The sequence below is a fragment of the Haemophilus parainfluenzae genome (assembly GCF_003252755.1).
GTDB lineage: Bacteria > Pseudomonadota > Gammaproteobacteria > Enterobacterales > Pasteurellaceae > Haemophilus_D > Haemophilus_D parainfluenzae_N.
On the sequence record NZ_QEPT01000005.1, the window covers coordinates 82,524 to 104,351 of the forward strand.

General features: G+C 39.4%; 25 protein-coding genes. 12 read left to right on the top strand and 13 right to left on the bottom strand.

Going from position 1 to position 21,828, the window contains the following annotated elements:
• The first annotated feature begins 121 nt into the window (after positions 1-121).
• From mobB to pdxH, 4 genes are all read left to right on the top strand, one after another.
• Positions 122-631, top strand: a complete 510-nt coding sequence (mobB, locus tag DPV95_RS07430) for a molybdopterin-guanine dinucleotide biosynthesis protein MobB (RefSeq protein WP_049366670.1) — start codon at positions 122-124, stop codon at positions 629-631.
• Entirely contained in the window at positions 610-2,019 is a 1,410-nt protein-coding gene (locus tag DPV95_RS07435) for an MDR family MFS transporter (protein ID WP_049366669.1), read from the top strand. Before mobB ends, DPV95_RS07435 begins: the two co-directional genes overlap by 22 nt.
• Before the next feature lie 133 nt (positions 2,020-2,152).
• Complete coding sequence (locus tag DPV95_RS07440; protein WP_049366668.1) at positions 2,153-3,799, top strand: ABC transporter substrate-binding protein; 1,647 nt, start codon at positions 2,153-2,155, stop codon at positions 3,797-3,799.
• Positions 3,800-3,865: 66 nt separating this feature from the next.
• Positions 3,866-4,498 carry a pyridoxamine 5'-phosphate oxidase gene (gene pdxH, locus DPV95_RS07445; RefSeq protein ID WP_049366667.1) on the top strand — a complete coding sequence of 211 codons (633 nt, stop codon included), beginning with the start codon at positions 3,866-3,868 and terminating at the stop codon, positions 4,496-4,498.
• 76 nt (positions 4,499-4,574) lie between these two features.
• On the opposite strand, the gene DPV95_RS07450 is transcribed toward pdxH, so the two are convergent.
• The 3 genes from DPV95_RS07450 to DPV95_RS07460 are packed head-to-tail and all read right to left on the bottom strand — an operon-like array spanning position 4,575 to position 7,465.
• A complete protein-coding gene (locus DPV95_RS07450) occupies positions 4,575-5,681 on the bottom strand; it encodes a Gfo/Idh/MocA family protein (protein ID WP_014064423.1) in 1,107 nt (368 codons plus the stop codon).
• Positions 5,682-5,691: 10 nt separating this feature from the next.
• Positions 5,692-6,765: a Gfo/Idh/MocA family protein gene (locus tag DPV95_RS07455; protein ID WP_049366666.1), complete on the bottom strand. Its 1,074-nt coding sequence runs from the start codon at positions 6,763-6,765 to the stop codon at positions 5,692-5,694.
• Positions 6,755-7,465 (bottom strand): FadR/GntR family transcriptional regulator, encoded by a 711-nt coding sequence (locus DPV95_RS07460; protein WP_049366665.1) that lies wholly within the window; start codon positions 7,463-7,465, stop codon positions 6,755-6,757. The genes DPV95_RS07455 and DPV95_RS07460 overlap by 11 nt, the downstream gene beginning before the upstream one ends.
• A gap of 173 nt (positions 7,466-7,638) precedes the next feature.
• On the opposite strand from DPV95_RS07460, the gene DPV95_RS07465 reads away from it, so the two are divergent.
• Both DPV95_RS07465 and DPV95_RS07470 read left to right on the top strand, forming a co-directional pair.
• Complete coding sequence (locus tag DPV95_RS07465) at positions 7,639-8,865, top strand: MFS transporter (RefSeq protein ID WP_049366664.1); 1,227 nt, start codon at positions 7,639-7,641, stop codon at positions 8,863-8,865.
• A gap of 155 nt (positions 8,866-9,020) precedes the next feature.
• Positions 9,021-10,406, top strand: coding sequence for an SLC13 family permease (locus DPV95_RS07470; RefSeq protein ID WP_111406889.1), 1,386 nt, complete (start codon positions 9,021-9,023; stop codon positions 10,404-10,406).
• Between the two features lie 70 nt (positions 10,407-10,476).
• On the opposite strand, the gene DPV95_RS07475 is transcribed toward DPV95_RS07470, so the two are convergent.
• From DPV95_RS07475 to DPV95_RS07495, 5 genes are all read right to left on the bottom strand, one after another.
• A complete protein-coding gene (locus DPV95_RS07475; RefSeq protein WP_049366662.1) occupies positions 10,477-11,568 on the bottom strand; it encodes an extracellular solute-binding protein in 1,092 nt (363 codons plus the stop codon).
• Between the two features lie 19 nt (positions 11,569-11,587).
• A complete protein-coding gene (locus DPV95_RS07480; protein WP_049366661.1) occupies positions 11,588-12,439 on the bottom strand; it encodes an ABC transporter permease in 852 nt (283 codons plus the stop codon).
• Complete coding sequence (locus DPV95_RS07485) at positions 12,436-13,305, bottom strand: ABC transporter permease (protein WP_014064417.1); 870 nt, start codon at positions 13,303-13,305, stop codon at positions 12,436-12,438. Before DPV95_RS07485 ends, DPV95_RS07480 begins: the two co-directional genes overlap by 4 nt.
• On the bottom strand, positions 13,302-14,372 hold the full coding sequence (locus DPV95_RS07490; RefSeq protein ID WP_049366660.1) for an ABC transporter ATP-binding protein: 1,071 nt from the start codon (positions 14,370-14,372) through the stop codon (positions 13,302-13,304). The genes DPV95_RS07485 and DPV95_RS07490 overlap by 4 nt, the downstream gene beginning before the upstream one ends.
• Before the next feature lie 137 nt (positions 14,373-14,509).
• A complete protein-coding gene (locus DPV95_RS07495; protein ID WP_005699194.1) occupies positions 14,510-14,731 on the bottom strand; it encodes a SlyX family protein in 222 nt (73 codons plus the stop codon).
• A 94-nt stretch (positions 14,732-14,825) separates the two neighbouring features.
• Between DPV95_RS07495 and fkpA the strand changes: the two genes are divergently transcribed.
• The 5 genes from fkpA to tusB are packed head-to-tail and all read left to right on the top strand — an operon-like array spanning position 14,826 to position 17,305.
• A complete protein-coding gene (gene fkpA / locus DPV95_RS07500; protein WP_111406890.1) occupies positions 14,826-15,548 on the top strand; it encodes an FKBP-type peptidyl-prolyl cis-trans isomerase in 723 nt (240 codons plus the stop codon).
• 59 nt (positions 15,549-15,607) lie between these two features.
• Positions 15,608-16,273, top strand: coding sequence for a helix-turn-helix transcriptional regulator (locus DPV95_RS07505; RefSeq protein WP_080349560.1), 666 nt, complete (start codon positions 15,608-15,610; stop codon positions 16,271-16,273).
• Positions 16,273-16,653 carry a sulfurtransferase complex subunit TusD gene (gene tusD, locus DPV95_RS07510; RefSeq protein WP_065286169.1) on the top strand — a complete coding sequence of 127 codons (381 nt, stop codon included), beginning with the start codon at positions 16,273-16,275 and terminating at the stop codon, positions 16,651-16,653. The genes DPV95_RS07505 and tusD overlap by 1 nt, the downstream gene beginning before the upstream one ends.
• Entirely contained in the window at positions 16,650-17,009 is a 360-nt protein-coding gene (gene tusC, locus DPV95_RS07515) for a sulfurtransferase complex subunit TusC (RefSeq protein WP_111406891.1), read from the top strand. The genes tusD and tusC overlap by 4 nt, the downstream gene beginning before the upstream one ends.
• Positions 17,010-17,017: 8 nt before the next feature.
• Positions 17,018-17,305 (top strand): sulfurtransferase complex subunit TusB, encoded by a 288-nt coding sequence (gene tusB, locus DPV95_RS07520; RefSeq protein WP_111406892.1) that lies wholly within the window; start codon positions 17,018-17,020, stop codon positions 17,303-17,305.
• Here the strand turns inward: tusB and DPV95_RS07525 are convergent.
• The gene (locus DPV95_RS07525) at positions 17,300-17,701 is read right to left on the bottom strand and encodes an HI_0559 family membrane protein (RefSeq protein WP_049366655.1); all 402 of its coding nucleotides are present in this window, start codon (positions 17,699-17,701) and stop codon (positions 17,300-17,302) included. The genes tusB and DPV95_RS07525 overlap by 6 nt on opposite strands.
• 67 nt (positions 17,702-17,768) lie before the next feature.
• The gene (locus DPV95_RS07530; RefSeq protein ID WP_049366654.1) at positions 17,769-18,257 is read right to left on the bottom strand and encodes a YbaK/prolyl-tRNA synthetase associated domain-containing protein; all 489 of its coding nucleotides are present in this window, start codon (positions 18,255-18,257) and stop codon (positions 17,769-17,771) included.
• Positions 18,258-18,413: 156 nt separating this feature from the next.
• On the opposite strand from DPV95_RS07530, the gene DPV95_RS07535 reads away from it, so the two are divergent.
• Positions 18,414-18,812, top strand: a complete 399-nt coding sequence (locus tag DPV95_RS07535) for a pyrimidine dimer DNA glycosylase/endonuclease V (RefSeq protein WP_049366653.1) — start codon at positions 18,414-18,416, stop codon at positions 18,810-18,812.
• Between the two features lie 68 nt (positions 18,813-18,880).
• On the opposite strand, the gene DPV95_RS07540 is transcribed toward DPV95_RS07535, so the two are convergent.
• From DPV95_RS07540 to DPV95_RS07550, 3 genes are all read right to left on the bottom strand, one after another.
• Entirely contained in the window at positions 18,881-19,993 is a 1,113-nt protein-coding gene (locus DPV95_RS07540; protein WP_049366652.1) for an ABC transporter substrate-binding protein, read from the bottom strand.
• A gap of 223 nt (positions 19,994-20,216) precedes the next feature.
• Positions 20,217-21,074 carry a cysteine ABC transporter substrate-binding protein gene (locus DPV95_RS07545; protein WP_049366651.1) on the bottom strand — a complete coding sequence of 286 codons (858 nt, stop codon included), beginning with the start codon at positions 21,072-21,074 and terminating at the stop codon, positions 20,217-20,219.
• Positions 21,058-21,822, bottom strand: coding sequence for an amino acid ABC transporter ATP-binding protein (locus DPV95_RS07550; RefSeq protein WP_049366650.1), 765 nt, complete (start codon positions 21,820-21,822; stop codon positions 21,058-21,060). The genes DPV95_RS07545 and DPV95_RS07550 overlap by 17 nt, the downstream gene beginning before the upstream one ends.
• Between the last annotated feature and the right edge of the window lie 6 nt (positions 21,823-21,828).

Consider the following 21,828-nt stretch of genomic DNA (forward strand, 5'->3'; position numbering starts at 1 on the left):
GAAAGTTGCTATTTTGTTTCCCCTTGCTATACTTTCTTCACCTAATGGATTTTGATAGCTAAACCCCGTCCTGCGGGGTTTTGTTTTATCAAGTGCGGTCATTTTTCTTAAGGTTTTTACAATGAATAATCCCCTTCCTCTTCTTGGCATCACAGGTTACAGCGGTAGTGGCAAAACCACATTGCTGGAAAAATTGCTTCCTCAATTAATTAAAAAAGGCCTACGTGTTTCAGTGATTAAACACAGCCATCACAACGCTCATGTGGATAAAGAAGGAAAAGACAGTTGGCGAATGAAAGAGGCGGGGTCTGCGCAAGTTATTATGGCTTGTGATATTCGCTGGGCGTTGATGACAGAAACCCCTCAAGAACCAGTTTCATTAGCCTATTTAAGTCAACAATTTGATCGTCATTTAACGGATTTAGTTTTGGTGGAAGGATTTAAACAAGAACCCATTCCAAAGATTCTATTGCATCGACAAGAGATGACAAAAACATTGCCGGAATTAGATGAAAACGTGTTGGCTTTAGCAACCGATTATTCGCTTGAAACTGACCGCACTTTATTAGATATTAATCACATTGAACAGATCGCTGAGTTTATTTATCAATGGTGGAAAAAGACGCAGTAATAGAACGTCAGCATTACAAAGGGCTGGCTTGGGTGGCTTCCATGGCTTTGTTTATGCAAAGCTTGGATGCGACTATTTTAAATACTGCCTTACCCACCATCGCAACAGATCTACAAACCCCTGTCTTTGAAATGCAAATGGCGATTATCGCCTATTCTCTTGCCGTTGCTTTATTTATTCCTTTAACTGCTTGGGCGGCAGCTAAATTTGGTACGCTTACGGTTTTCCGTTCAGCTGTTTTTACCTTTGTATTCGGTTCAGTCGCTTGTGCGATGGCAACCTCTCTCGAGACCCTTGTGCTTGCACGGATTCTCCAAGGTGTTGGTGGAGCATTTATGATGCCTGTAGCCCGTCTTGCCATTATTCAAACTGTACCGAAAAATCAATTAATTAATGCCTGGAATTTAATGGCTACAGCAGGACTCATCGGCCCGATTCTTGGCCCGATTTTAGGTGGTTGGCTTGTGGTGCATACGTCATGGCATTGGATTTTCTTAATCAATATTCCGATTGGCATGTTAGGTTTTTGGGCAGCGGCTAAAGTGATGGGAAATCATAAGGGTAATGCGAGTAAGTTAGACTGGACAGGCTTTTTACTCTTTGCATTTGGTTTAGTCGGTTTAACGCTCGGGCTTGATTTACTGGGCGAAAGTCACCGTGACAATATGACTACATATAGTGCATTGTCGATTGGTATTGCATTATTGGTGGCCTATTATATTTATGCAAAAGGTAATGAGCGTGCAATTTTGCCTTTATCTCTTTTCAATACAAGAACATTTCGATTAGGCATTGCAGCTAATATCTTTATCCGTCTTTCCGGTTCGGCTGTGCCATTCTTATTGCCATTAATGTTCCAACTTTCTTTTGGCTATTCAGCTGAAGAGTCAGGCTGGTTGCTTGCACCCATTGCGCTAATGTCTGTTGTATTTAAACGTTTTATTGGGCATATCTTAAATATCTTAGGTTATAAAACCACGTTAATTTTATCGTCACTTTTAATGGCAGGCTCAACGGTTTCCATGTCATGGCTTGATACCTCATCATCAACGACGTGGATTATATGTAATCTGATGTGGTATGGTGCCTGCATGTCGATGATTTTCACTTCGATTAATACACTCACGGTCGGCGATTTATCTCAAGAACAAGGTGGCGTGGGTTCCACAGTGTTGAGTATCGTACAACAAGTAGGTATCGGCTTTGGTATCGCCGTAGCATCCATTATTTTAACGTTATACCGTCAATTCATTGGTAACGAAGGCGAAGCATTACAACATGCTTTCAGTTACACGTTTCTGACCACTTCTGTTTTTGCAATCGCACTAGTTTGGATATTAAGCTATTTGCACAAAACAGACGGGGATCATTTGCGGAAAAAACGCTGATATTGAATACCTTAGTTTAATTTGTTATAAGAAAGATCATTTTCTTATTTCGTAAAAGTTTGATTTGCTTATATCTTAGGTAAAATTTTATATTCATGTTTGGGTGTTTTGCCCGATTAAAGAAGGAAAACTTATGAAATTAAAAGCGACCTTAACTCTTATTGCTGCCAGTTTGTTTTTAGCGGCTTGTGATCAATCTGGTTCTGCGGCAAAAGAAAATGCGAAAGCAGAAACAACAAAACCTTCAGGTAATAACACATTTGTGTATTGTACAGCGAAAGCACCACTTAGCTTTAGCCCAGCATTAGTAATGGAAGGTACATCTTACAATGCAAGTTCACAACAAGTGTATAACCGTTTGGTTGAATTCAAAAAAGGTTCTACTGATCTTGAGCCAGCCTTGGCTGAAAGTTGGGAGATCAGTGACGATGGTTTAACTTATACTTTCCATTTACGTAAAGGGGTGAAATTCCATACGACAAAAGAATTTACGCCAACACGTGATTTTAATGCGGATGACGTGATCTTTTCTTTCCAACGTCAGTTAGATCCTAACCACCCTTACCACAATGTATCAAAAGGGACTTATCCGTATTTCAAAGCAATGAAATTCCCAGATTTATTAAAATCAGTTGAGAAAGTGGATGACAACACCGTTCGTATCACCTTAAATAAAAAAGATGCGACTTTCTTAGCAAGCTTGGGTATGGACTTTATCTCTATTTACTCAGCTGAATATGCAGATGCGATGTTGAAAGCGGGTAAACCAGAAACGATCGATAATAAACCGGTGGGGACAGGTCCGTTTATTTTTGTGGATTATAAAACTGACCAAGCGGCACAATATGTAGCAAATGAAACCTATTGGAAAGGTCGTACACCGCTTGATCGTTTAGTGATCAGTATTGTACCCGATGCGACTACGCGTTATGCGAAGTTACAAGCGGGGTCTTGTGATTTAATTCTCTTCCCGAATGTGGCGGATTTAGCCAAAATGAAAACTGATCCAAAAGTACAGCTTTTGGAACAAAAAGGTTTGAACGTGGCATATATCGCATTCAATACGGAAAAAGCACCGTTTGACAACGTGAAAGTGCGTCAAGCATTGAATTATGCGGTGGACAAAAAAGCGATTATTGACGCGGTTTATCAAGGTGCAGGCACTGCAGCGAAAAATCCATTGCCACCAACAATTTGGAGTTATAACGACGAAATCCAAGATTATCCGTATGATCCAGAGAAAGCGAAACAGCTTTTAGCGGAAGCAGGTTATCCAAACGGTTTTGAAACGGACTTCTGGATTCAACCGGTGGTACGTGCGTCTAACCCAAATCCAAAACGTATGGCTGAACTTGTGATGGCAGACTGGGCGAAAGTTGGCGTAAAAGCAAATCCAGTCACATTTGAATGGGCTGACTATCAAAAACGTGCTAAAGCAGGCGAATTAACGGCAGGTATCTTCGGTTGGTCAGGTGATAACGGTGATCCGGATAACTTCCTTTCTCCGTTACTTGCGAGTGCTAACGCGGGCAACTCAAACTTTGCGCGTTTCAAAAATGCTGAATTTGATGCCTTATTAGATAAAGCGATTGGCTTAACCAATAAAGATGAGCGTGCTGCACTTTATAAACAAGCACAAGTGATTTTCCATGAGCAAGCGCCATGGATTCCAGTTGCACACTCTGTTGGTTTCGCACCACTTAGCCCTCGCGTAAAAGGCTACGTACAAAGCCCATTTGGCTATGATGCGTTTTATGGCGTGAGTGTTGATGGTAAATAATTAACGGACTATACTAGCCCTTGCAACTGCAAGGGCTTTTTGTTTTCAAGCAAAAGGAGAAAGAAAATGGACTTACATGATATTCGTGAGGATTATTGCAAACAGGCGCTTTCTCAGCATGATTGCGATCCAAATCCGATAAAACAATTTGAAAAATGGCTCAATGAAGCAATTACAGCCAAAGTCAATGAGCCGACAGGTGTTAATGTTGCGACAGTCAATGAAGACGGCCGACCAACAAGTCGAATGGTACTGTTGAAAGAAGTGAACGAACAAGGATTTGTCTTTTTTACGAATTATCACAGCCGAAAAGGTCGTGCCATAGAACATCATCCTTTCGTCGCTCTGACATTCTTTTGGCCTGAATTAGAACGTTCTGTTCGTATTGAGGGCAAAGCCGAAAAAATCTCGCCTGAACAATCAGATGAATATTTTGCAACTCGCCCTTACACCAGCCGAATTGGCGCTTGGGCCAGTGAGCAAAGTGCGGTCATTTCTAGCCACAAATCTTTATTAGCGAAAGCGGCACTGGTTGCAGCAAAACACCCATTAAACGTACCTCGTCCACCACATTGGGGCGGTTATCTTGTAATTCCTGATCGCATCGAATTCTGGCAAGGTCGCCCAAGTCGTTTACATGACCGAATTTGTTATTTATACAATGATGGAAAATGGGAAAGAGAGCGGTTATCGCCGTAAACTCTTTAAAAACATTATAAAAAAACAACCGCACTTTGATTTTTCAACCAAAGTGCGGTTAATTTTTACATTATTTTTATTTACCGATGATTTCTGCTAAATCAACTTTGCGGTTTTCGTAACGAGAACGGGTACATGCATCCGCAGTAGCGATAGCCGCGCGGGCAGCTTCACCGGTGAGTAATTTTACAAATTCCTCTGTTGGTTCCATTCCATGAAGAATGTCGTTTAAATAACGCATTTCTTTTTTCATGATAGAACTCAACCAGAGCGGTGTGCGTTTACCCGGTTTACCATATTGAATTGCACCATCCATTTCTGTGCTGTTGTAAATACGGGTACGGTCATCATCTTCTTCTTGGGTTTCGTGAATGAGGAAATAGGTGTCTTTTCCATCTACACGAAGGGTACCTTTGGTATTGTACATATCAAGTTTGATCGCACCTTTTTCCCCTTGAATTAGTACATAATGCTCACCCCAACGGAAAGCGGAGCCCCATTCGAGAACAGCAAAGCGATTATCATCGTATTCCATGGTGACAAAAATCATATCGTCTTCATCACCGAATTTTTCGCCTTTGTGTGCAACATTGGCAGCTGCCATAGTAACGGTTTTTGGCATACCACCCATAATGAATTGTACGCAGTCTAGTTCGTGAATATGGTGATATAAGTGACCGCCAGATTTTTCACGGATTTTTTTCCATGAAATGGTTGGTTGTTGTTCTTCCCAACCGTTACGTGCGGTGTGGCAGTAAAGCACTTTACCGATCACGCCTTGATTGATTAATTCTTTGGCATGGTGAACACCGTTAAAGAAGTTCATCACGTGGCCAGCCATAAAGGTAACGCCATTTTCTTCGCAAGCGCGGACCATGTCGTCACAGTCTTGATAGCTTAAGGCAATAGGTTTTTCACAGAAAACATGTTTTTTGTTTTTCGCCGCAAGAATGACCGGTTCTTTGTGTAAGTAGTTTGGAGTGGCAACAATCACACAATCCACCTCAGGGGAAGTGACTAATTCTTCAAGCGATTTTGCCGCTACGCATTGTAATTCTTGGGCAATGGTTTCACCATTTTCAGGGTCGTATACCATGGTAATCTGTGCATCATCAAATTCATTCATGAAACGGGCTAAATCTGCACCAAAATAGCCAACGCCAACAACACCATATCGCATCATAATAAACTCCTTATTTTTTCACTGAGATTTGTTTTTCCGTTACCATGGATTGCTTCGCTGCTTCTGCAACTTCGATGGCTTCAGTTAAACATAGACTTAATGGACTGGTTTTTCCTTGCGTTAAGTGCTCCACCACACTTTGTACTTCGATTTCAGCGGCTCGGCTTAACCAAAGTTGGCAAGGTGCGTGGGTGACATTATATTGCTGTGTGCCTTTTGCACTTTCGCGTAAAGATAAATCAGCCTCAAATTCATCAAATAAATCAACGTGTTCTATTTTTCCATCTAGATAATTAAATGTGACACTTGAGGTAAAGAAATTGACTTCAATCACACCATTTTCACCATGAATTTGAATGCCCCATTGGTGTAACCGATAAGCGGTGCCCATTTCGAGCGAACCTAACACGCCATTTTCAAAACGTAATAACATCTGCAAAACATCGCGACTATCTGGCGTATCGTGATGAGCTTGATTAGCCGCTTGAGCAAAGACCGCCTCAATATCGCCTAGTAACCAACAGAGTAAATCCAGCTCATGAATGAGGTGGAAAAGCTCACCGCCCGTAAGATTGGCATCTAATTTCCACCATTCTTTGTTTGGTAGGTTTTCAATCCAACGTTGGCGCATAGCTCGTGCGACCGTAATTCTGCCTAATTTTCCTTGTTCTAAAGCCGCTTTGACTTTCAACATGCCTGGTAACGTACGTTCCAAATGGCCCACAAAAATGAATTTGCCTTTTTCTTCGGCAAGACGGCGTAAATGTTGGCCTTGGGAAGAACTTAAGGTAAAAGGTGTTTCAATAAAGACATGACAGCCAGCATTTAACGCTAAGATCGCTGGGGAATAATGAGCATAGTTTGGTGTGGCGATAACAACTAAATCAGGTTTGGTTTCAGCCAACATTTCTTCCACACTAAAAAAGGCTTGGCTGCCATATTGGTCGGCGAGTTTTTGTGCAAGAGAAGGATTGATATCTGTCACTGCAATTAAGTTTGCTTGAGCTTTATCAAATGCTGAAGCCAACTGAACGCCAAAAAAGCCGCAGCCGATTAAGGCAATGTTTAATCCATTAGTTTGCATCATGCCCTCCTTGTTGTAAGCGTTGGCGAATACTTTGGAAATATTGCAAAATCGCGCGTTGCATGCGTACCAAATCATGCGCTTCTACCGCATCAATTAATTCGCGATGCTGCATGGCTGATTTTTCAGGCGAAAGTGTTGGTGGCGGTAAGCCTTTTTCCACTTGTTGATAAATTTGCCAAAACGCATCTAAATATTGAATCAGTAACGGGTTATTTAATGGTTCATAAAGTTTTAAATGAATGTGGTATTCATCTTTAGGCGAAAATTTTTGCTCACGAGCATTTTTTTCCATGTTTGCCACTGATTTTTGCAAAAGTGCGGTCTGTTCTTGGCTAATTTTTCCCAACACCATCGGAGCAAAACCGTATTCCAAAATTTCCCGAATATCCAAAATATTAATCAGCTGATTATGATCATTATGCAAATTCAGTTGGGTGTGAAAGCTTAATCCACGAATCATGGGTACAAGAGATGATTCACTCACAAAGGTGCCGACGCCATGGCGAATGTCTAAAATGTATAGCGCCTCTAAAGATTTAATGGCCTCACGCAAACTGGAACGGCTCACTCCGAGCTGTTCAATCAGCTCATTTTCTGTTGGCATTAAATCGCCGGATTTAAGATTTTGTTTGATGATGAGCGATTTGATTTTATCCTGCAAAACGAGACTTGCTTCTTTTTTACTTGTTTTTTTCATTTCTGTTCTCATTTTCTAATCTATTTTCTGAATTTGTGATCCAGCTCTCATTCTCTCTAATTGACATAGGACATCATACGTCTTATCTTTATTTATGCAAGCAGAAATTAGCAGTGATTTTAAATTCTGTGATCTATACCACAAAATTCTCAAATACAAGGAAGGAGGTTGTTATGGCAACATCATTACCATGGTATAAAGAAGTCAGTCCTACGCAAAAAAAAGCGTTATTTGCGGCTTGGTTAGGTTATGTTTTTGATGGCTTCGATTATATGCTTATCACTTATGTGCTTTTGGATATTCAAAAAGAATTCGCCATGAGCACAACGGAAACATCTACATTATTACTTGCAGCGTTCGTCGCACGTCCATTAGGTGGGGCGATTTTTGGTAGTTTTGCCGATAAATATGGTCGTCGTTTGGCGATGATTGTTTCCATTATCACGTATTCCGTTGGCACATTCTTGTGCGGTTTATCCACCAGTTATATTTGGCTTTTCATCTTCCGTATGATTATCGGCATGGGGATGGCGGGTGAATATGCGTGTTCTTCCTCCTATGCCATTGAAAGTTGGCCACAACATTTACGTACAAAAGCCAGTGCATTCTTAGTGAGTGGCTTTTCTATCGGTAATATTCTTGCTTCTCAAGTGATTCCTTGGGTTGCACAAGCTTATGGTTGGCGTATGGCTTTCTTCATTGGTTTAGCACCAGTCGCTTTAGTGCTCTACGTTCGTCGCCATGCACCTGAAAGTGAAGAATGGGCGCAAGCAAAAGCGGCGGGTAAAGTGAATAAAGTTCCACTTACTGACCTATTCACTAAAAAACAATTACCAATTACCTTAATTATTTTCTTAGTTTGTTATTCAATTTTTTCCGTAAACTGGCCGGTAGTAGGCTTGCTTCCACTTTACCTCAAAGAAAACGGCTATGCTGAGAATGTTAAATCACTGATGTTCTGGGCAGGCTTTGGTATCCTCATCGGTACCTTAATTGCAGGCTTTATCGGGGACAAATTGGGTGAGAAGAAAACCTTTGTATATAGCTTATTGTTATCACTTTTCTTCCTCTTCCCAGTATTCTATTTGCCAGAAAATAATGTATTAGCGCTTGGTGCGTTGCTCTTCTTCTTACTTGCAACTAACTTAGGGATTGCCGGTTTAGTGCCAAAATATATGGCGACGTTCTTCCCAGCTGAAATGCGAAGCACAGGTATTGGTTTCATCTATAACTTCGCAGCGATCGGTGGTGGGGTGTCTCCAGTGATTGCCGCGGCCCTTAGCGAAAGAGTGGGACTTGGTTCAGCCCTTGTGTATGTCACCTTATTCTGGACAATTGTCCTTGTTGCTCTCGTTGGATTAAGATTGCCAGAACGAATTCAAGCTCGTATGCAACAATAAAAAACGAAAGCAAAACAGACCGCACTTTTAGGTGCGGTTTGTTGTTTATACAAAAATAGTTTGAAGCGTGTCACAAATTTGTTAAAAATATGTTTCAATTTTTTCGGTTAAATGCTAATTAATAATCTCCCCTATCGTTTTATAGGAGATTGTATATGCAAACTCAACAAACCTTTCTCTCTAAATATAAAAGTCTCATTATTCTTGCCTTAGACTTTGTCTTCATGTTGGTGTTAATCAAAATACTGCCATTTTCTGCTCAAGAGAATCGCGGGCTAGCCTTGCTGATTTTCATTGGTATATTATGGTTAACGGAAGCCTTTAATATTACCGTAACATCCCTGATGGTACCTGTTTTGGCCATAGGATTAGGCTTGATTAATACACAAAAAGCCCTTGCGCCATTCTCTACGCCAATTATTTATATGTTCTTTGGGGGATTTGTGGTGGCTGCGGTGTTACAAATTCAGAATCTAGACAAGATTATTGCGAATTACATTATTCGTTTAGCCAAGGGAAACTTAAAACTTTCTATCACCTATCTGTTTACCGTAACGACATTCCTTTCTATGTGGATTAACAACACCGCTGTGGCAGCCATGATGTTACCGCTCACCATGGGGATGCTAAAAGGTATCAATGCAGAGAAAAATCATCGATTGTATGCTTTTGTCTTGTTAGGTATGGCATTTAGTGCCAGTATCGGTGGTATTGGTACATTGGTGGGAAGTGCACCAAACGCGATTTTGGCATCTCAAATTCAAGTGACCTTCACTGAATGGCTAGGCTACGGTTTCCCGGTAATGATCTTACTTGTGCCTTCAATGATTTTTTCTTTATGGGTGATTTTACGTCCAGATTTTTCTGTTGAATTTAATCCGTCGCTTGAGAAAGTCAGTTTTAACCGAAAAAATATTATTACTTTGCTGATCTTTATCGGTATGGCGATTATGTTGCTTTTCAGTTCCCTCTTGAATCCGTGGATTAGTGCTTTCCTTGAATTACCGAAAAAAATCGAAAACTTCGATACGGTGATTGCGTTATGTGTGGTGATCTTTATTTGTGTTTCAGGTGTGGCAAGTTGGAAAGAAATTCAAGAGCGTGTTGAATGGGGCGTACTCGTTTTATTTGGTGGTGGTTTAACACTCAGTATCGTGATGAAAGATTCTGGCGCCAGTAAAATTATGGCAGATAGTATCGTTCAGTTTGTACAAACCAAACCACTTTGGGTACTTTGCTTTGTGATAACCGCATTTATTATTTTCCTAACAGAATTTACATCGAATACCGCCAGTGCTGCACTGATTATGCCAATTGTGATTTCAGTGGCACAATCCATGAATTTACCACCTATCGCTTTAGCCGCAATTATCGCTTGTGGGGCAAGTTGTGCATTTATGTTGCCAATTGCTACACCGCCAAATGCTATTGTATTTGCAACAGGAAATGTGAAACAACTTGATATGGCGAAAGTCGGTTTGATTTTAAATCTATTCTGTATCGCCATCATCGGCAGCATGACTTATTTTGTTTGGTTGTAAATGTGGTTAAAACTGACCGCACTTTATTAGCCTATAAAAGTAAACCGCACGTTAAAGTGCGGTTTATTGTTTATCTCGAAATAACCTCTTTTGTGAAGGCTTCCATTTCGGCTTTACGCCATGGTGTTGAGAAGAAAATAGTATCTTTCAAGCCAGATTCACTATTGAGTGGACGAACACCGAATTCTTGGTTTAATTTCTGTTGTACTTCAGGTGAGGTAATCCAATGTACGAAAACAAGTGATGCGGCTGGGTTCGGTGCATTTTTTGCTACGGTTACAACATTACCACCACCAGGCATCCCAAATTTTGGTACATAGAATTTTAAGCGGTCAGTAATCGCACCTTGTTTTTGCAAACTGAACAAGTGGTCTTGCCATGCGGAGACAATTACTAACTCACCGTCGTTTAAACGGGTTAAACTATCAGCATTCGAAGCGGTACGGATTAGCGCATCTTTTTTACTGCTGAACCAATCCCAGGTTTTCTTCCAATTAGCAATTTGTGCTTCATCGATTTTATCGGTACGATAATCATAATCACCATTGATGTACACTAAAGCTCGTTGAATGAAGGCATTACCCGAGCTACCACCATTTGGGTCAGAATAGCCGAATTTTTTGGGATTTTTATCAATATAGCTTTCCATATCAGCCCAAGATTGTGGCAATTCCTCTTCTTTAATTCGCATAGGATCATAAGCTAGACCAGTTTGATTACCCCAGTAACCTACAGCTACATCGCCTAATTCAACACCTTGTAAGTGGTGATTTAATTTATCGAAATTTGGTAAGTTATTGAGTTTTACAAGAATGTCATTTTTCGCTACGTTGCCTAAACGGTCAGCATTTAACACAACCACGTCCATTTTGCCGGTTTCTAGATTTTTTTCAGCAATCAGTTTATTGATATTACCGTCCAAGGTGCCTTCAGGTACTTTGACTTTAATACCGTATTGATTTTCAAATTCTTTGACAAAATTACGGAATTGCGGCTGCAAATACCAAACGCTAACTGTCAATTTTCCTTCTTTTTTGGCCAGTTCTTCGATTTCACTCCAAGATTTACCACTTAAGTCTGTGGAAGCCGAGGCGAAAGTGCTGATAGCCAAGGCGGCAGCGGTAAGACCAATGGATAGAAGTTTACGGATATTTTTTTGCATAAGATGCTCCTTGTGAAAATTATGCTTTTCCTGTGGATTGAGAGAGATAATTCCCTTTCAACAATTTTTCGATAATCATCATCAAAATAATGTTTGGTACCAACAAAATAATCGATACAACGGCCGCATTCGGACGAATAAAAGAATAACCGAGGAAAGAATATAAAATGGTTGGCACGGTAATAAAGTCTGGTGAGCCGATAACGAAAGCGATAGCAAACTCTTCAATACTTTTCACTAAACAGAAGATAATTGATGCTAAAAAACTAGGTTTTAACATCGGCATATACACGTCTTTGAAAACGGTAAATTTAGATGCACCTAAGTCACGGCTAGCATCAATAAGGTCTTGCGGTACAGAAGAAAAGCCCGCGGATAAAATCCGAATAGCATAAGGTAACGTGAGTACAACATGCCCAATAACAATGCCGATGAATGGATTATTAATATTTAAATCCAATAACATGCGGCTAAAGAATAGGGCAATAATCATGCCTGGAATAACCAATGGAATCAGTGTTAATAATTCTGCTAATTTTTTACCTCTAAACTCCATACGTCCAAATGCATAAGCTGTTGGGAGAGAGAGTAAAATAGTGATCAGAGAAACCGTAGGCGCAATGGTATAGCTATTAAACATTGCTTCAGGTAAAGAGGTGGTTTCCCATACAATTTTCCAACGCTCAAAAGATAATGATTGAGGGAAAATATCTGGATAACTCCACGGTTTAGCGGGATCTACCAATGACCATAAACCTGCCATTAAAAAGGGTAAGAACAACCAAATAAAATTAGCAAGAATAAAGAACGCTAAGGAAATACGTGCGATTAATCGACCATTTTTCGTTGTGATTTGTACGGAACTACTCATTTGACTTCTCCACGTTTGACGGCTAATGGTTTAATCAATAATGACACTAGGATGGTGAAGAAGGCAGAGGTCAACATAATAGTTAATGCCATGACCGCACTTTGATTCCACTCTTCAAATTCATAGGCAGACATTTGCATTAAACGTGCTAAAGAATAGGTACTACGAGGACCAGCAATACTATAAAAGGCGAAATCACCGAGTGCGCCAATAAATATTAAAATAAAAGAAACTTGTACCGCACCTAAGGTTAGTGGGAAGATCACATAACGAAAACGTTGCCAAGGACTCGAACCTAAATTAGCTGCTGCATCTAATAAATCAGTTTTCAGTGAATTGACCGCGCCACCAATAAGAATTAAAGCAAAGGGAATGTTTTTCCACATTTGTAAAATCACTACCCCCCAACCAAATTCATCATTTTGTAAGGTTTTCGGCTCGTCCCAAATGCCTAAATAAACAAATACCTCATTAAGAATGCCGTGGTAAGAAATCATATTGACGAACAAAAAGGCGGCAACCAATCCAGGTACCAACATAGGTGCCCGCAAGATGGTGATGATCGTTACCTTGGCAGGCAATTTTTTACGCAACCACATAGCAATGGGATAAGCCACGATGATGGATAAAATGGCCCCTAATAAAGACACTTTTACGGAATAAATATACGAATTTTGGAATACAGGACTATTTAATACGGCTTGCCAATATTCCAAACTAAATTGACTTTCTTCCCCGCCCATACTGTATAAACCAAGGCTTTGAGAGACGACAATGTAGAATGTGGACCCCATTAAAAATAGGATCGTACCTAAACCGCTGCATAGTAATAACCATGCTTTTACATCATTTTTGAGACTTTTCATTTTACGGACTCCAAGAATTTAATCGCATGGCGGGGAACCGTAAAGGTGAGTTTATCGCTCAAATTCGGGCATTTTGTTAGTTGCAGACGTAATTTTTTCTCTTCATCATTACGTTTAATGATTCCTTGCACTTCCGTGATATTGCCCATAAAAGCGGTGTTGATGATATCTACTGTAATTTGGTTTTCCGCTTCCGTTTGTGCGTTTGGTAACAATTCAATGTCTTCTGGTCGAAAGCAAATATAAATTCGTTCAGATTCCGGTTTTTTCTCAGAAAATACGGTGAAATCGCCAAAAATAGAACTCACTGCATAAAGATTGTCACCGATGTTTTTCACATTGGCTTCCGTGATATTGGCAATGCCAATAAAATCTGCCACAAAGCGGTTTTTAGGATGATGATAAATATCTTGAGGAGAGCCAATTTGCTCAATAGAGCCCTTATTTAACACGATGATTTTATCTGACATAGTTAGGGCTTCAGCCTGATCGTGAGTCACATAAATACTCGTCAAATTATATTGTTTTGAGAGTTGCTTAATTTCAAAACGTACACTTTCGCGTAATTTGGCATCTAAGTTAGAAAGTGGTTCATCAAATAAAATCACATCTGGACGAGTAACCATGGCTCTGGCTAATGCGACACGCTGTTGTTGACCTCCAGAAAGCTCATTAGGTAATTTCAATTTATGAAATTCTAAATCCATTTGCTTCAATGCGAGATCTAAACGCTGTTTTTGTTCTTCAATATCAATTTTACGTTGCTTTAAACCATAGCAAATATTGTGAGAAACGTTGAGGTGAGGGAAAAGGGCATAAGATTGGAAACACATGGCTGTATTGCGTTTTTCTGGAGGAACATTGTTAACATTTTTTCCTCCAATAAGGATTTCACCTTCATCAGCCACATGAAATCCAGCGATTAATTTTAATAAGGAGGTTTTACCACAGCCACTTGGTCCTAATAAGGTGACAAACTCGCCTTCTTCAGCGGTAAAAGTAATATTATTTGCTGCGTAAAAGTCACCAAATTTTTTTGTAATATTTTTTATTTCTAACTTTGCCATTTTTACATCCTCTATTTGGCTTACAACGATAGAGGTAACCATAAAACACTTGGTTATTTTTTCAATAAAATAAAAATATTTTTTATGAATTTGTGATGAAGATCACGCATTTAGATAAAATATGGTTTTATTACATTTTAATAATGCGGAGGCGGTGTTTCTTCTGCTTGGCTGGCAATATTAGAAGGTTGCATATCTTTTAATTTGCCGGCGAGATAGCGGAGTTGAAGTTGAATTTTATCCATATCAAATTGTTGTTGAACTAATGCTTGGTTGAGTTCGTCTAAAAGTTGTTCTTGAAAAGCAATTTTCATTTCAAGTTCAGCAATGCGATCTTCTAAAATTTGTTGATTTTGCATAAAATTTCTCTAATTTTTAAAAAAATGTTGTGAATTTGGTCAATCCGATTTAACCTATTCGCTATTCCGTTTCTATTATAAAGGATCAAGCAAAATGTTGAAAATTCAAAAGCTTTCTCTTGCTGCACTTATGGTAAGTGCGGTCGTTTCAGGTTCTGTTTTTGCAGAAGATAAAGCAGCGCCAAGCGCAAGCGATGCGTCTTATGCTGTAGGTGCATTAATGGGTAACCAAGTAAAAGATTTAGTGGATGCTCAAAAAGAAGTGATTCAATACGATAATGCGCGTATTTTAGATGGCTTAAAAGATGCATTAGAAGGTAAAGTTGATATTCGTAAAGACGAAAAAATTCAACAAACCTTAGATGGTATTCAAGAGCAATTAGTGTCTGCAGCGAAAGCAAAAGTAGAACAACAAGCGAAAGCCGCAAAAGAAGAAGGCGATAAATACCGCGCTGAATTTGCGAAAAAAGATGGCGTAAAAAGCACTAAAGATGGCTTACTTTACAAAATCACTGAAGCAGGTAAAGGTGATGCGATTAAAGCAACAGATACTGTGAAAGTACATTACACCGGTAAATTACCAGATGGTAAAGTATTTGATAGCTCTGTTGAACGTGGTCAACCGGTTGAGTTTAAATTAAACCAAGTGATCAAAGGTTGGACTGAAGGTCTTCAGTTAGTGAAGAAAGGCGGTAAAATCGAATTAGTGATTCCACCTGAATTAGCTTATGGCAAACAAGGTGCTGGCGATGCAATTCCACCTGATGCAACACTTTACTTCGAAGTTGAAGTATTAGACGTTAATCCTAAAAAATAATCCTTAATTCAACCGCACTTTGTCCAAAGTGCGGTCATTTTCCCTACCAGATTTGAAAAATGATACTAACCGATAGACAACCTTTCACCGATGAAGATCGTGCTATTCTGATTTCCTATAAAGCGGTAGTTGATGGCGTGAGCGCATTGATTGGCGAGCATTGTGAAATCGTTTTACACTCTTTGGAAGACATTGAGCATTCCGCCATTTGTATCGCCAATGGGCATAATACCAATCGTCAAGTGGGTTCACCTATTACGGATTTGGCCTTGAAATCTTTGCGTAACATGCAAAGTGAGAGTGTGTCTAAGCCTTATTTCACCCGTGCTAAAGGCAATGTGTTGATGAAGTCTGTGACCATCGCCATTCGAAATAGCAAACAACGCATTATTGGTTTACTTTGTATCAATATTAATTTGGATGTGCCGGTTTCTCAATTTATGCAGGCCTTTATGCCAACGCAGGAGCAAAATGAAACCTCTTCCGTCAATTTTGCAAGTTCAGTGGAAGAATTGGTGGCACAAACGGTAGAAAAAACCATTGAAGAAGTGAATGCAGATCGCTCGGTTTCAAACAATAATAAGAACCGTCAGATTGTGATTTCACTTTACGAAAAAGGTATTTTTGATATTAAAGATGCGATCAATTTAGTGGCTGATCGCCTCGTGATTTCTCGCCACACCGTGTATTTGTATATTCGTCAAATCAAACAAGAGCAAGAGTAATGAACTATGTTCTCGCCGTGAAAAGTCCCGTTTATGGAAAACAAGGGGCTTTTCTTGCCTATCAATTTGCCCAAGCTTTACTCAAAAAAGGGCATGCCATTAGCCAAATTTTCTTTTTCCAAGACGGTGTGAGTAATGGCAATGGCTTGGTTTATCCTGCCAATGATGAATTTAATCTCACGCAAGCTTGGCAAGTCTTTTCAACGCAACATCATATTCCTTTGCATTTATGTGTAGCTGCTTCGCAACGTCGTGGCGTAGTGGATGTGCTTGCAGCAAAAGAGACAGATAAAACGAATCTTGCAGAAGGTTTTGAGATTACAGGCTTAGGTGAATTTATGGCGATGGCATTAAAAGCGGATCGGGTGGTGACATTATGAAGCTTGCATTCTTATTTCGTACCGCACCGCATGGAAACGCGATTTCTCGTGAAGGTTTAGATGCTTTGCTCGCGGCAACAGCATTTTGTGATGAAGAGGAAATTGGTGTCTTTTTTATCGATGATGGCGTATTAAATTTACTTGATGGGCAAAATCCTGAGTTATTGTTACAAAAAGATTTTATCCGCACCTTTAAATTATTAGATTTATACGATATTGAACAGCGCTTTGTCTGCGCCGATTCGCTCGACCAATACAATTTACAAGCTGAACAACTTATTATTTCTGCTGAAAAAATTGACCGCACTTCGCTGATCAATAAACTTAGCCAAGCAGAAAAAGTGTTTACGTTTTAAGGAATATTATGCTTTATACCTTTTCTCAAGCTCATTATTCTGAGACAGAACTTCAACGTTATTTAACTGAAATCACGGAAAATGATGCGGTGGTTTTATGGCAAGATGGCGTGTTGCTAGCGGTAAAGTACGGAGAAATGTTTACTCAATGCAAAGGACAATGTTTTGTGCTGGAACAAGATGCTTTAGCCCGAAATTTAACCGCACTTTTGCCAGAAAACAATCAAGTGCGGTCAATTTCATTCACAGATTTAGTGGATTTAACTGCTCAATATTCGCCTCAAATCGCCTTATAGCGGGCGTTCTTTCGGTAACAAGAGCGGTAGTACCATAACAGAATAAAGCGCTAAGCCTGCGGCCATTAAGCAGGTAATTTCTAATCCTCCTGCACGTAACCATTCGCCAAATCCCATATCATTCACTAGCGTTGCATAAAAGATTCCCGCTACGACGGTATAACAAAATCCAATTAATACCGAAATTAATGCGATGGCTTTTACGTGATAACTCGCATAACGGTGAAATGCTGCCCAAAGTGTAATGAGAAAAGTCGGTACCGCAGCCACGATAAAGACGGTAACCGCTGAAGGCTGAAATCCATCGGCATCATTGTTTGCGAACATTAGGCCAATAGTGCCGATAATTTGAATAATCAACGGTAAAAGAATAAATGCTTTAAGATATTTTTTCATGAGATGTCCAGTTAATAGAAAAACGGAAGCATTGTATCAATCAAATGAAAGACAACCAATCTTTTCCCTATTCGGTTTTTATTACATCCACTAATGTGGGTTGAACGATTGAGGCGTAATCTTGTGTGTTAAGAATAATGGAGCGTTCTAATATACCTGCATTAAATGCCAATTCATCATAACGAGAAAGTAAGCTAGGATCAGCAATTAATAACAAATCAGGATGAAAGCTAAAAGGCGGAATTGCACCAAATACACAGTCAGTTAGGGTGTCTACTTCTGCTGGACTAGCAAGTGATGCTTTCGTGCCACCCAAATAGGCCGCTACTTTGCTTAAATCAGATTGTTGATCAGCTGGTAATATAACTAATACTGCTTGTTTTACGCCATTCCCTTTTACTTTGCATACCAAGGCTTTTGCCCCTTGCCCTAATTCTGTACCCCGGATTTTAGCTACTTCTTCTGATTTTCCTGCTGTGGGATGTTCAACCACACGATAGCGTGCTTGATGCTTATCTAAAAGCGCGGTCAATTTTTCAAATGTTTTTACAGACATGAGTGATTCCTTCAATAGCAATGTTTAATCAGTTTAGCAAGGATTGATGTATGTGAAAATCACAGAAAAATAATTAATCTTTTGAGTCGTATTTATTATGAGATAGACAAATACCTTTATGCCCCGTACTATGTTTCTTTTTCTTTGGTATCGATTATGACTCGAATTAATCTTGTTCCGCCAGCGGAGCTTTGTGATCAGCATCTTTTAGCGGAGCATCGTGAATTAACTCGCATTCCTAACGCCGTGGCGAAAGGTAAATTTCATTTGAAAGGACAGCCTACGGAATATAAGTTGGGGGAAGGGCATGTGCGCTTTTTCTTTAATAAATTGGCGTTTTTAAAGAAACGGTATGATGCATTGCATGCGGAATGTAAGGCGCGAGGCTTTAACGTGCAGTATATTTGGAATGAAATGTTACCTGATGATCCAAGTTTATGGTTGGACTATGAAGCCACAGAAGCGGCGTTACAGATTAATCGGGAACGTATTCAGGAAAGAATGCCATTAAAGGCGAGATTTACACCGCATCTTCCAAAGAGCGGTCAAAAATAAAGGAGTTTTCACTTATGAAAGGCAGTGAGAATATAAAAAAGGTGAGCATCGCTCACCTTATGAATTGTTTAATCTTTCAATTTAATAAAAAACGTACCACTAGGTATGATAGGCAAATAGTTTTTATGGAAATCCATAAAGGTTTTTTGTGGGTCTATGTCTTCAAAAAGTTTTGGGTAAAGTGCTTTTGCCATAAATTGAGCGGCTGCTAGATCACTTAGTGAGCGAGAGGCTGTATGATAAATACCGTAAACACGGTGGTTTTTAACTGCAGGTAAATCTTGCCACCCTGCACGGGTTAAGAAACCTTTTAGGCGTTTTTGTGCATCCTGTTCATTGATGTTTATTCCCATCGCCATCATTTCATCGTTAGTTTCATGCCCCATTTCTGTGCCAGAAATCATGATCACTTCAGGTTGTGCGGCAAGAAGTTGTTCTGGATTAATTGGTCCCCAATTTTCGACAAAAGGCTTGCTTACGTTATCCCCGCCAACAGTTTCAGCAATAGCACCCCACATATTTTTACCAAAGGTAAAGCTATATTCACTAGGACCTTTATTGCCAAATTCTACATAGATTTTAGGTTTAGGTAGGTTAGCCTCTTTTACACGTTTTTGAATATCAGTAATGCCTTGAGCATATTCATCTGCAATTTTATTTGCTCGTTCTTCGGTACCTGCAAGTTGCCCAAAAATCTTTGCGCTTTGGGTGTGTCGTTCTACACTTTGAGCATTAAAATCGACAACAATAATTGGAATGCCAGCTTGTTCTAACTTTGGTAGTTCGGAACCAATAGTTTGATATTGCCATTCTGCAAGAATCAATACATCAGGTTTTAATGCCAAGGTTTTTTCGGTTGAGAAAGTTCCTGTATTTACATTACCAATATCAGCAATATTTTTGAGTTCAGGCATTTTTTCAGAAAACAATGCCCAACTTCCTGGATTAAATTTTTCCCAAAATTCACGTGAGATACCTTTAACATATTTAAAATTTTCAACACCCGTAACAGCAATGTAATCAGGATAGTAAAAGCCTAACACGGCATTTTTTACGGGCACATCAACGTTAACTTCTCGTCCTAATACATCTTTGATTGTTTTTATTTCTGCTTGAGTAGTGATACCAAAAGTCAGTAATAGAACGGCAAAAATTAAACGAATTGTTGATTTTTTTTGCATATAAACTCCTGTCTGAATAAAACATCAGAATATTGCCATAAATAAGAATTATTATCAAATTCAGATGTTATAAAGTGATAATACAAGAAATGCTGTTGAAGGGTAAAATAGGCATATATCTAGAAAAAACATATTTCGCATTTAAAATTGGAAGTGCGGTCAAAACTTAGTAAGTTTTCACTTCTCCTTGAGTTGGACTAAAGGAGAAGTGAATGTGGGAGAATTATTTATATTCAACCACGATATCGCTTTCGCTGACGGTATCACCATAAACTGGCAATAAGGTTTTTTCATAAGCTTGTTTTAAACGACCATCTTTGCCTAAGGTTTGGATTTCGTTGTTTAACCAATTTAACAATTCAGGTGCATCTTTGCGAACAGCTGGTGCAATAACATCTTGATCACCAAAGTTTTTTATGCCTACGGTATAACCTGGATTTTGTTTTGCCCAAGCGAATAAGAAGGTATTGTCATTAGATAATGCATCACCACGACCATCACGTAAGGCTTCAAAGGTTTCTGTATTTTGTTCGAATTTTAATAACTTCACATCAGGATAGTTTTTGGTGAAGAAAATATCGGCAGTAGTGCCTTTATCAACAATTAAAGTTTTTCCTTTTAATTGTTCAAGGTCAGTAATAACAGAACCATCTTTTGAAACAACACCTAATGCCACTTTCATGTATGGATTCGCAAAATCCACCACTTCTTTACGTGCTGGAGTTACAGTAAAGTTGGCGAGAATAATATCAACTTTCTTAGAAAGTAAGTATTCAGCACGGTTTGCGGCATCCACTAAAACAAATTCCACTTTGTTTTCGTCGCCTAATAAGTCTTTACCGATCGCTTTACCAATTTCAACATCAAAGCCTTGGCTTTTGCCTTGTGCATCAACATAACCAAATGGTGGTTTATCGCTAAATACACCAATGCGCACTTTGCCATCTTTTTGTATTTGCTCAAGGCTTGAAACCGTTTTTGCCCCGTCTTTAGCGGGTTCTTTGTCATTACACGCGGTTAAGCCAAATGCTAAGGTGGCAGTAGCTAAAAGTGTGGTCAATGTTTTAAATGTTTTCTTCATAGTTTGTCCCTCTCGGTTCATAATTTAAGATATTTAAGAATGTTTTCGCACGATCCGTGGTTGGATTCGTGAAGAAATCTTCCGGTTTTGCTTGTTCAATAATTTGCCCTTTATCCATAAACACGATGCGATTAGCCACTTGACGGGCAAAATTCATTTCATGGGTAACGATAAGCATCGTCATGCCATCTTTGGCGAGGCCTAAGATCACATCAAGTACTTCACGTACCATTTCTGGGTCAAGGGCAGCAGTGACTTCATCAAACAGAATAATTTCAGGGTTCATGCAAAGTGAACGAACAATGGCAATTCGCTGTTTTTGTCCACCGGATAATTCACGTGGATAGGCATTTTTTCGGTCATATAAACCTACGCGTTTAAGTAACTCATCGGCTTGTTTTTCAGCTTCAGCACGATCGCGTTTTTGTACTTTTAAAGGGCCGAGTAAAATATTGTCAATCACTGATAAATGAGCGAAGAGTTCATAACTTTGGAATACCATCCCAATGCGTTGACGCGCTTTGACCCAAGGAATGTCTTTGCCTAATTCGCCTGCATTTTGCAGCAAAATATGACCGCGCTTTATTTCCTCTAGCCCATTTAGGCAGCGTAAAAAAGTACTTTTACCACAACCCGATGGACCTAAAATAACGACAACTTCGCCTTTCTCTATAGAAAGATTGATGCCTTTGAGTGCTTCTACATCACCGTAATTTTTGACGAGGTTTTTAATTTCTAATAACGCCATGTGTTT

Bases quoted from the DNA above. Each gene is read 5' to 3' on its own strand.
- mobB (WP_049366670.1), top strand. From the start codon at position 122: ATGAATAATCCCCTTCCTCTTCTTGGCATCACAGGTTACAGCGGTAGT.
- DPV95_RS07435 (WP_049366669.1), top strand. From the start codon at position 610: ATGGTGGAAAAAGACGCAGTAATAGAACGTCAGCATTACAAAGGGCTG.
- DPV95_RS07440 (WP_049366668.1), top strand. From the start codon at position 2,153: ATGAAATTAAAAGCGACCTTAACTCTTATTGCTGCCAGTTTGTTTTTA.
- pdxH (WP_049366667.1), top strand. From the start codon at position 3,866: ATGGACTTACATGATATTCGTGAGGATTATTGCAAACAGGCGCTTTCT.
- DPV95_RS07450 (WP_014064423.1), bottom strand. From the start codon at position 5,681: ATGATGCGATATGGTGTTGTTGGCGTTGGCTATTTTGGTGCAGATTTA.
- DPV95_RS07455 (WP_049366666.1), bottom strand. From the start codon at position 6,765: ATGCAAACTAATGGATTAAACATTGCCTTAATCGGCTGCGGCTTTTTT.
- DPV95_RS07460 (WP_049366665.1), bottom strand. From the start codon at position 7,465: ATGAAAAAAACAAGTAAAAAAGAAGCAAGTCTCGTTTTGCAGGATAAA.
- DPV95_RS07465 (WP_049366664.1), top strand. From the start codon at position 7,639: ATGGCAACATCATTACCATGGTATAAAGAAGTCAGTCCTACGCAAAAA.
- DPV95_RS07470 (WP_111406889.1), top strand. From the start codon at position 9,021: ATGCAAACTCAACAAACCTTTCTCTCTAAATATAAAAGTCTCATTATT.
- DPV95_RS07475 (WP_049366662.1), bottom strand. From the start codon at position 11,568: ATGCAAAAAAATATCCGTAAACTTCTATCCATTGGTCTTACCGCTGCC.
- DPV95_RS07480 (WP_049366661.1), bottom strand. From the start codon at position 12,439: ATGAGTAGTTCCGTACAAATCACAACGAAAAATGGTCGATTAATCGCA.
- DPV95_RS07485 (WP_014064417.1), bottom strand. From the start codon at position 13,305: ATGAAAAGTCTCAAAAATGATGTAAAAGCATGGTTATTACTATGCAGC.
- DPV95_RS07490 (WP_049366660.1), bottom strand. From the start codon at position 14,372: ATGGCAAAGTTAGAAATAAAAAATATTACAAAAAAATTTGGTGACTTT.
- DPV95_RS07495 (WP_005699194.1), bottom strand. From the start codon at position 14,731: ATGCAAAATCAACAAATTTTAGAAGATCGCATTGCTGAACTTGAAATG.
- fkpA (WP_111406890.1), top strand. From the start codon at position 14,826: ATGTTGAAAATTCAAAAGCTTTCTCTTGCTGCACTTATGGTAAGTGCG.
- DPV95_RS07505 (WP_080349560.1), top strand. From the start codon at position 15,608: ATGATACTAACCGATAGACAACCTTTCACCGATGAAGATCGTGCTATT.
- tusD (WP_065286169.1), top strand. From the start codon at position 16,273: ATGAACTATGTTCTCGCCGTGAAAAGTCCCGTTTATGGAAAACAAGGG.
- tusC (WP_111406891.1), top strand. From the start codon at position 16,650: ATGAAGCTTGCATTCTTATTTCGTACCGCACCGCATGGAAACGCGATT.
- tusB (WP_111406892.1), top strand. From the start codon at position 17,018: ATGCTTTATACCTTTTCTCAAGCTCATTATTCTGAGACAGAACTTCAA.
- DPV95_RS07525 (WP_049366655.1), bottom strand. From the start codon at position 17,701: ATGAAAAAATATCTTAAAGCATTTATTCTTTTACCGTTGATTATTCAA.
- DPV95_RS07530 (WP_049366654.1), bottom strand. From the start codon at position 18,257: ATGTCTGTAAAAACATTTGAAAAATTGACCGCGCTTTTAGATAAGCAT.
- DPV95_RS07535 (WP_049366653.1), top strand. From the start codon at position 18,414: ATGACTCGAATTAATCTTGTTCCGCCAGCGGAGCTTTGTGATCAGCAT.
- DPV95_RS07540 (WP_049366652.1), bottom strand. From the start codon at position 19,993: ATGCAAAAAAAATCAACAATTCGTTTAATTTTTGCCGTTCTATTACTG.
- DPV95_RS07545 (WP_049366651.1), bottom strand. From the start codon at position 21,074: ATGAAGAAAACATTTAAAACATTGACCACACTTTTAGCTACTGCCACC.
- DPV95_RS07550 (WP_049366650.1), bottom strand. From the start codon at position 21,822: ATGGCGTTATTAGAAATTAAAAACCTCGTCAAAAATTACGGTGATGTA.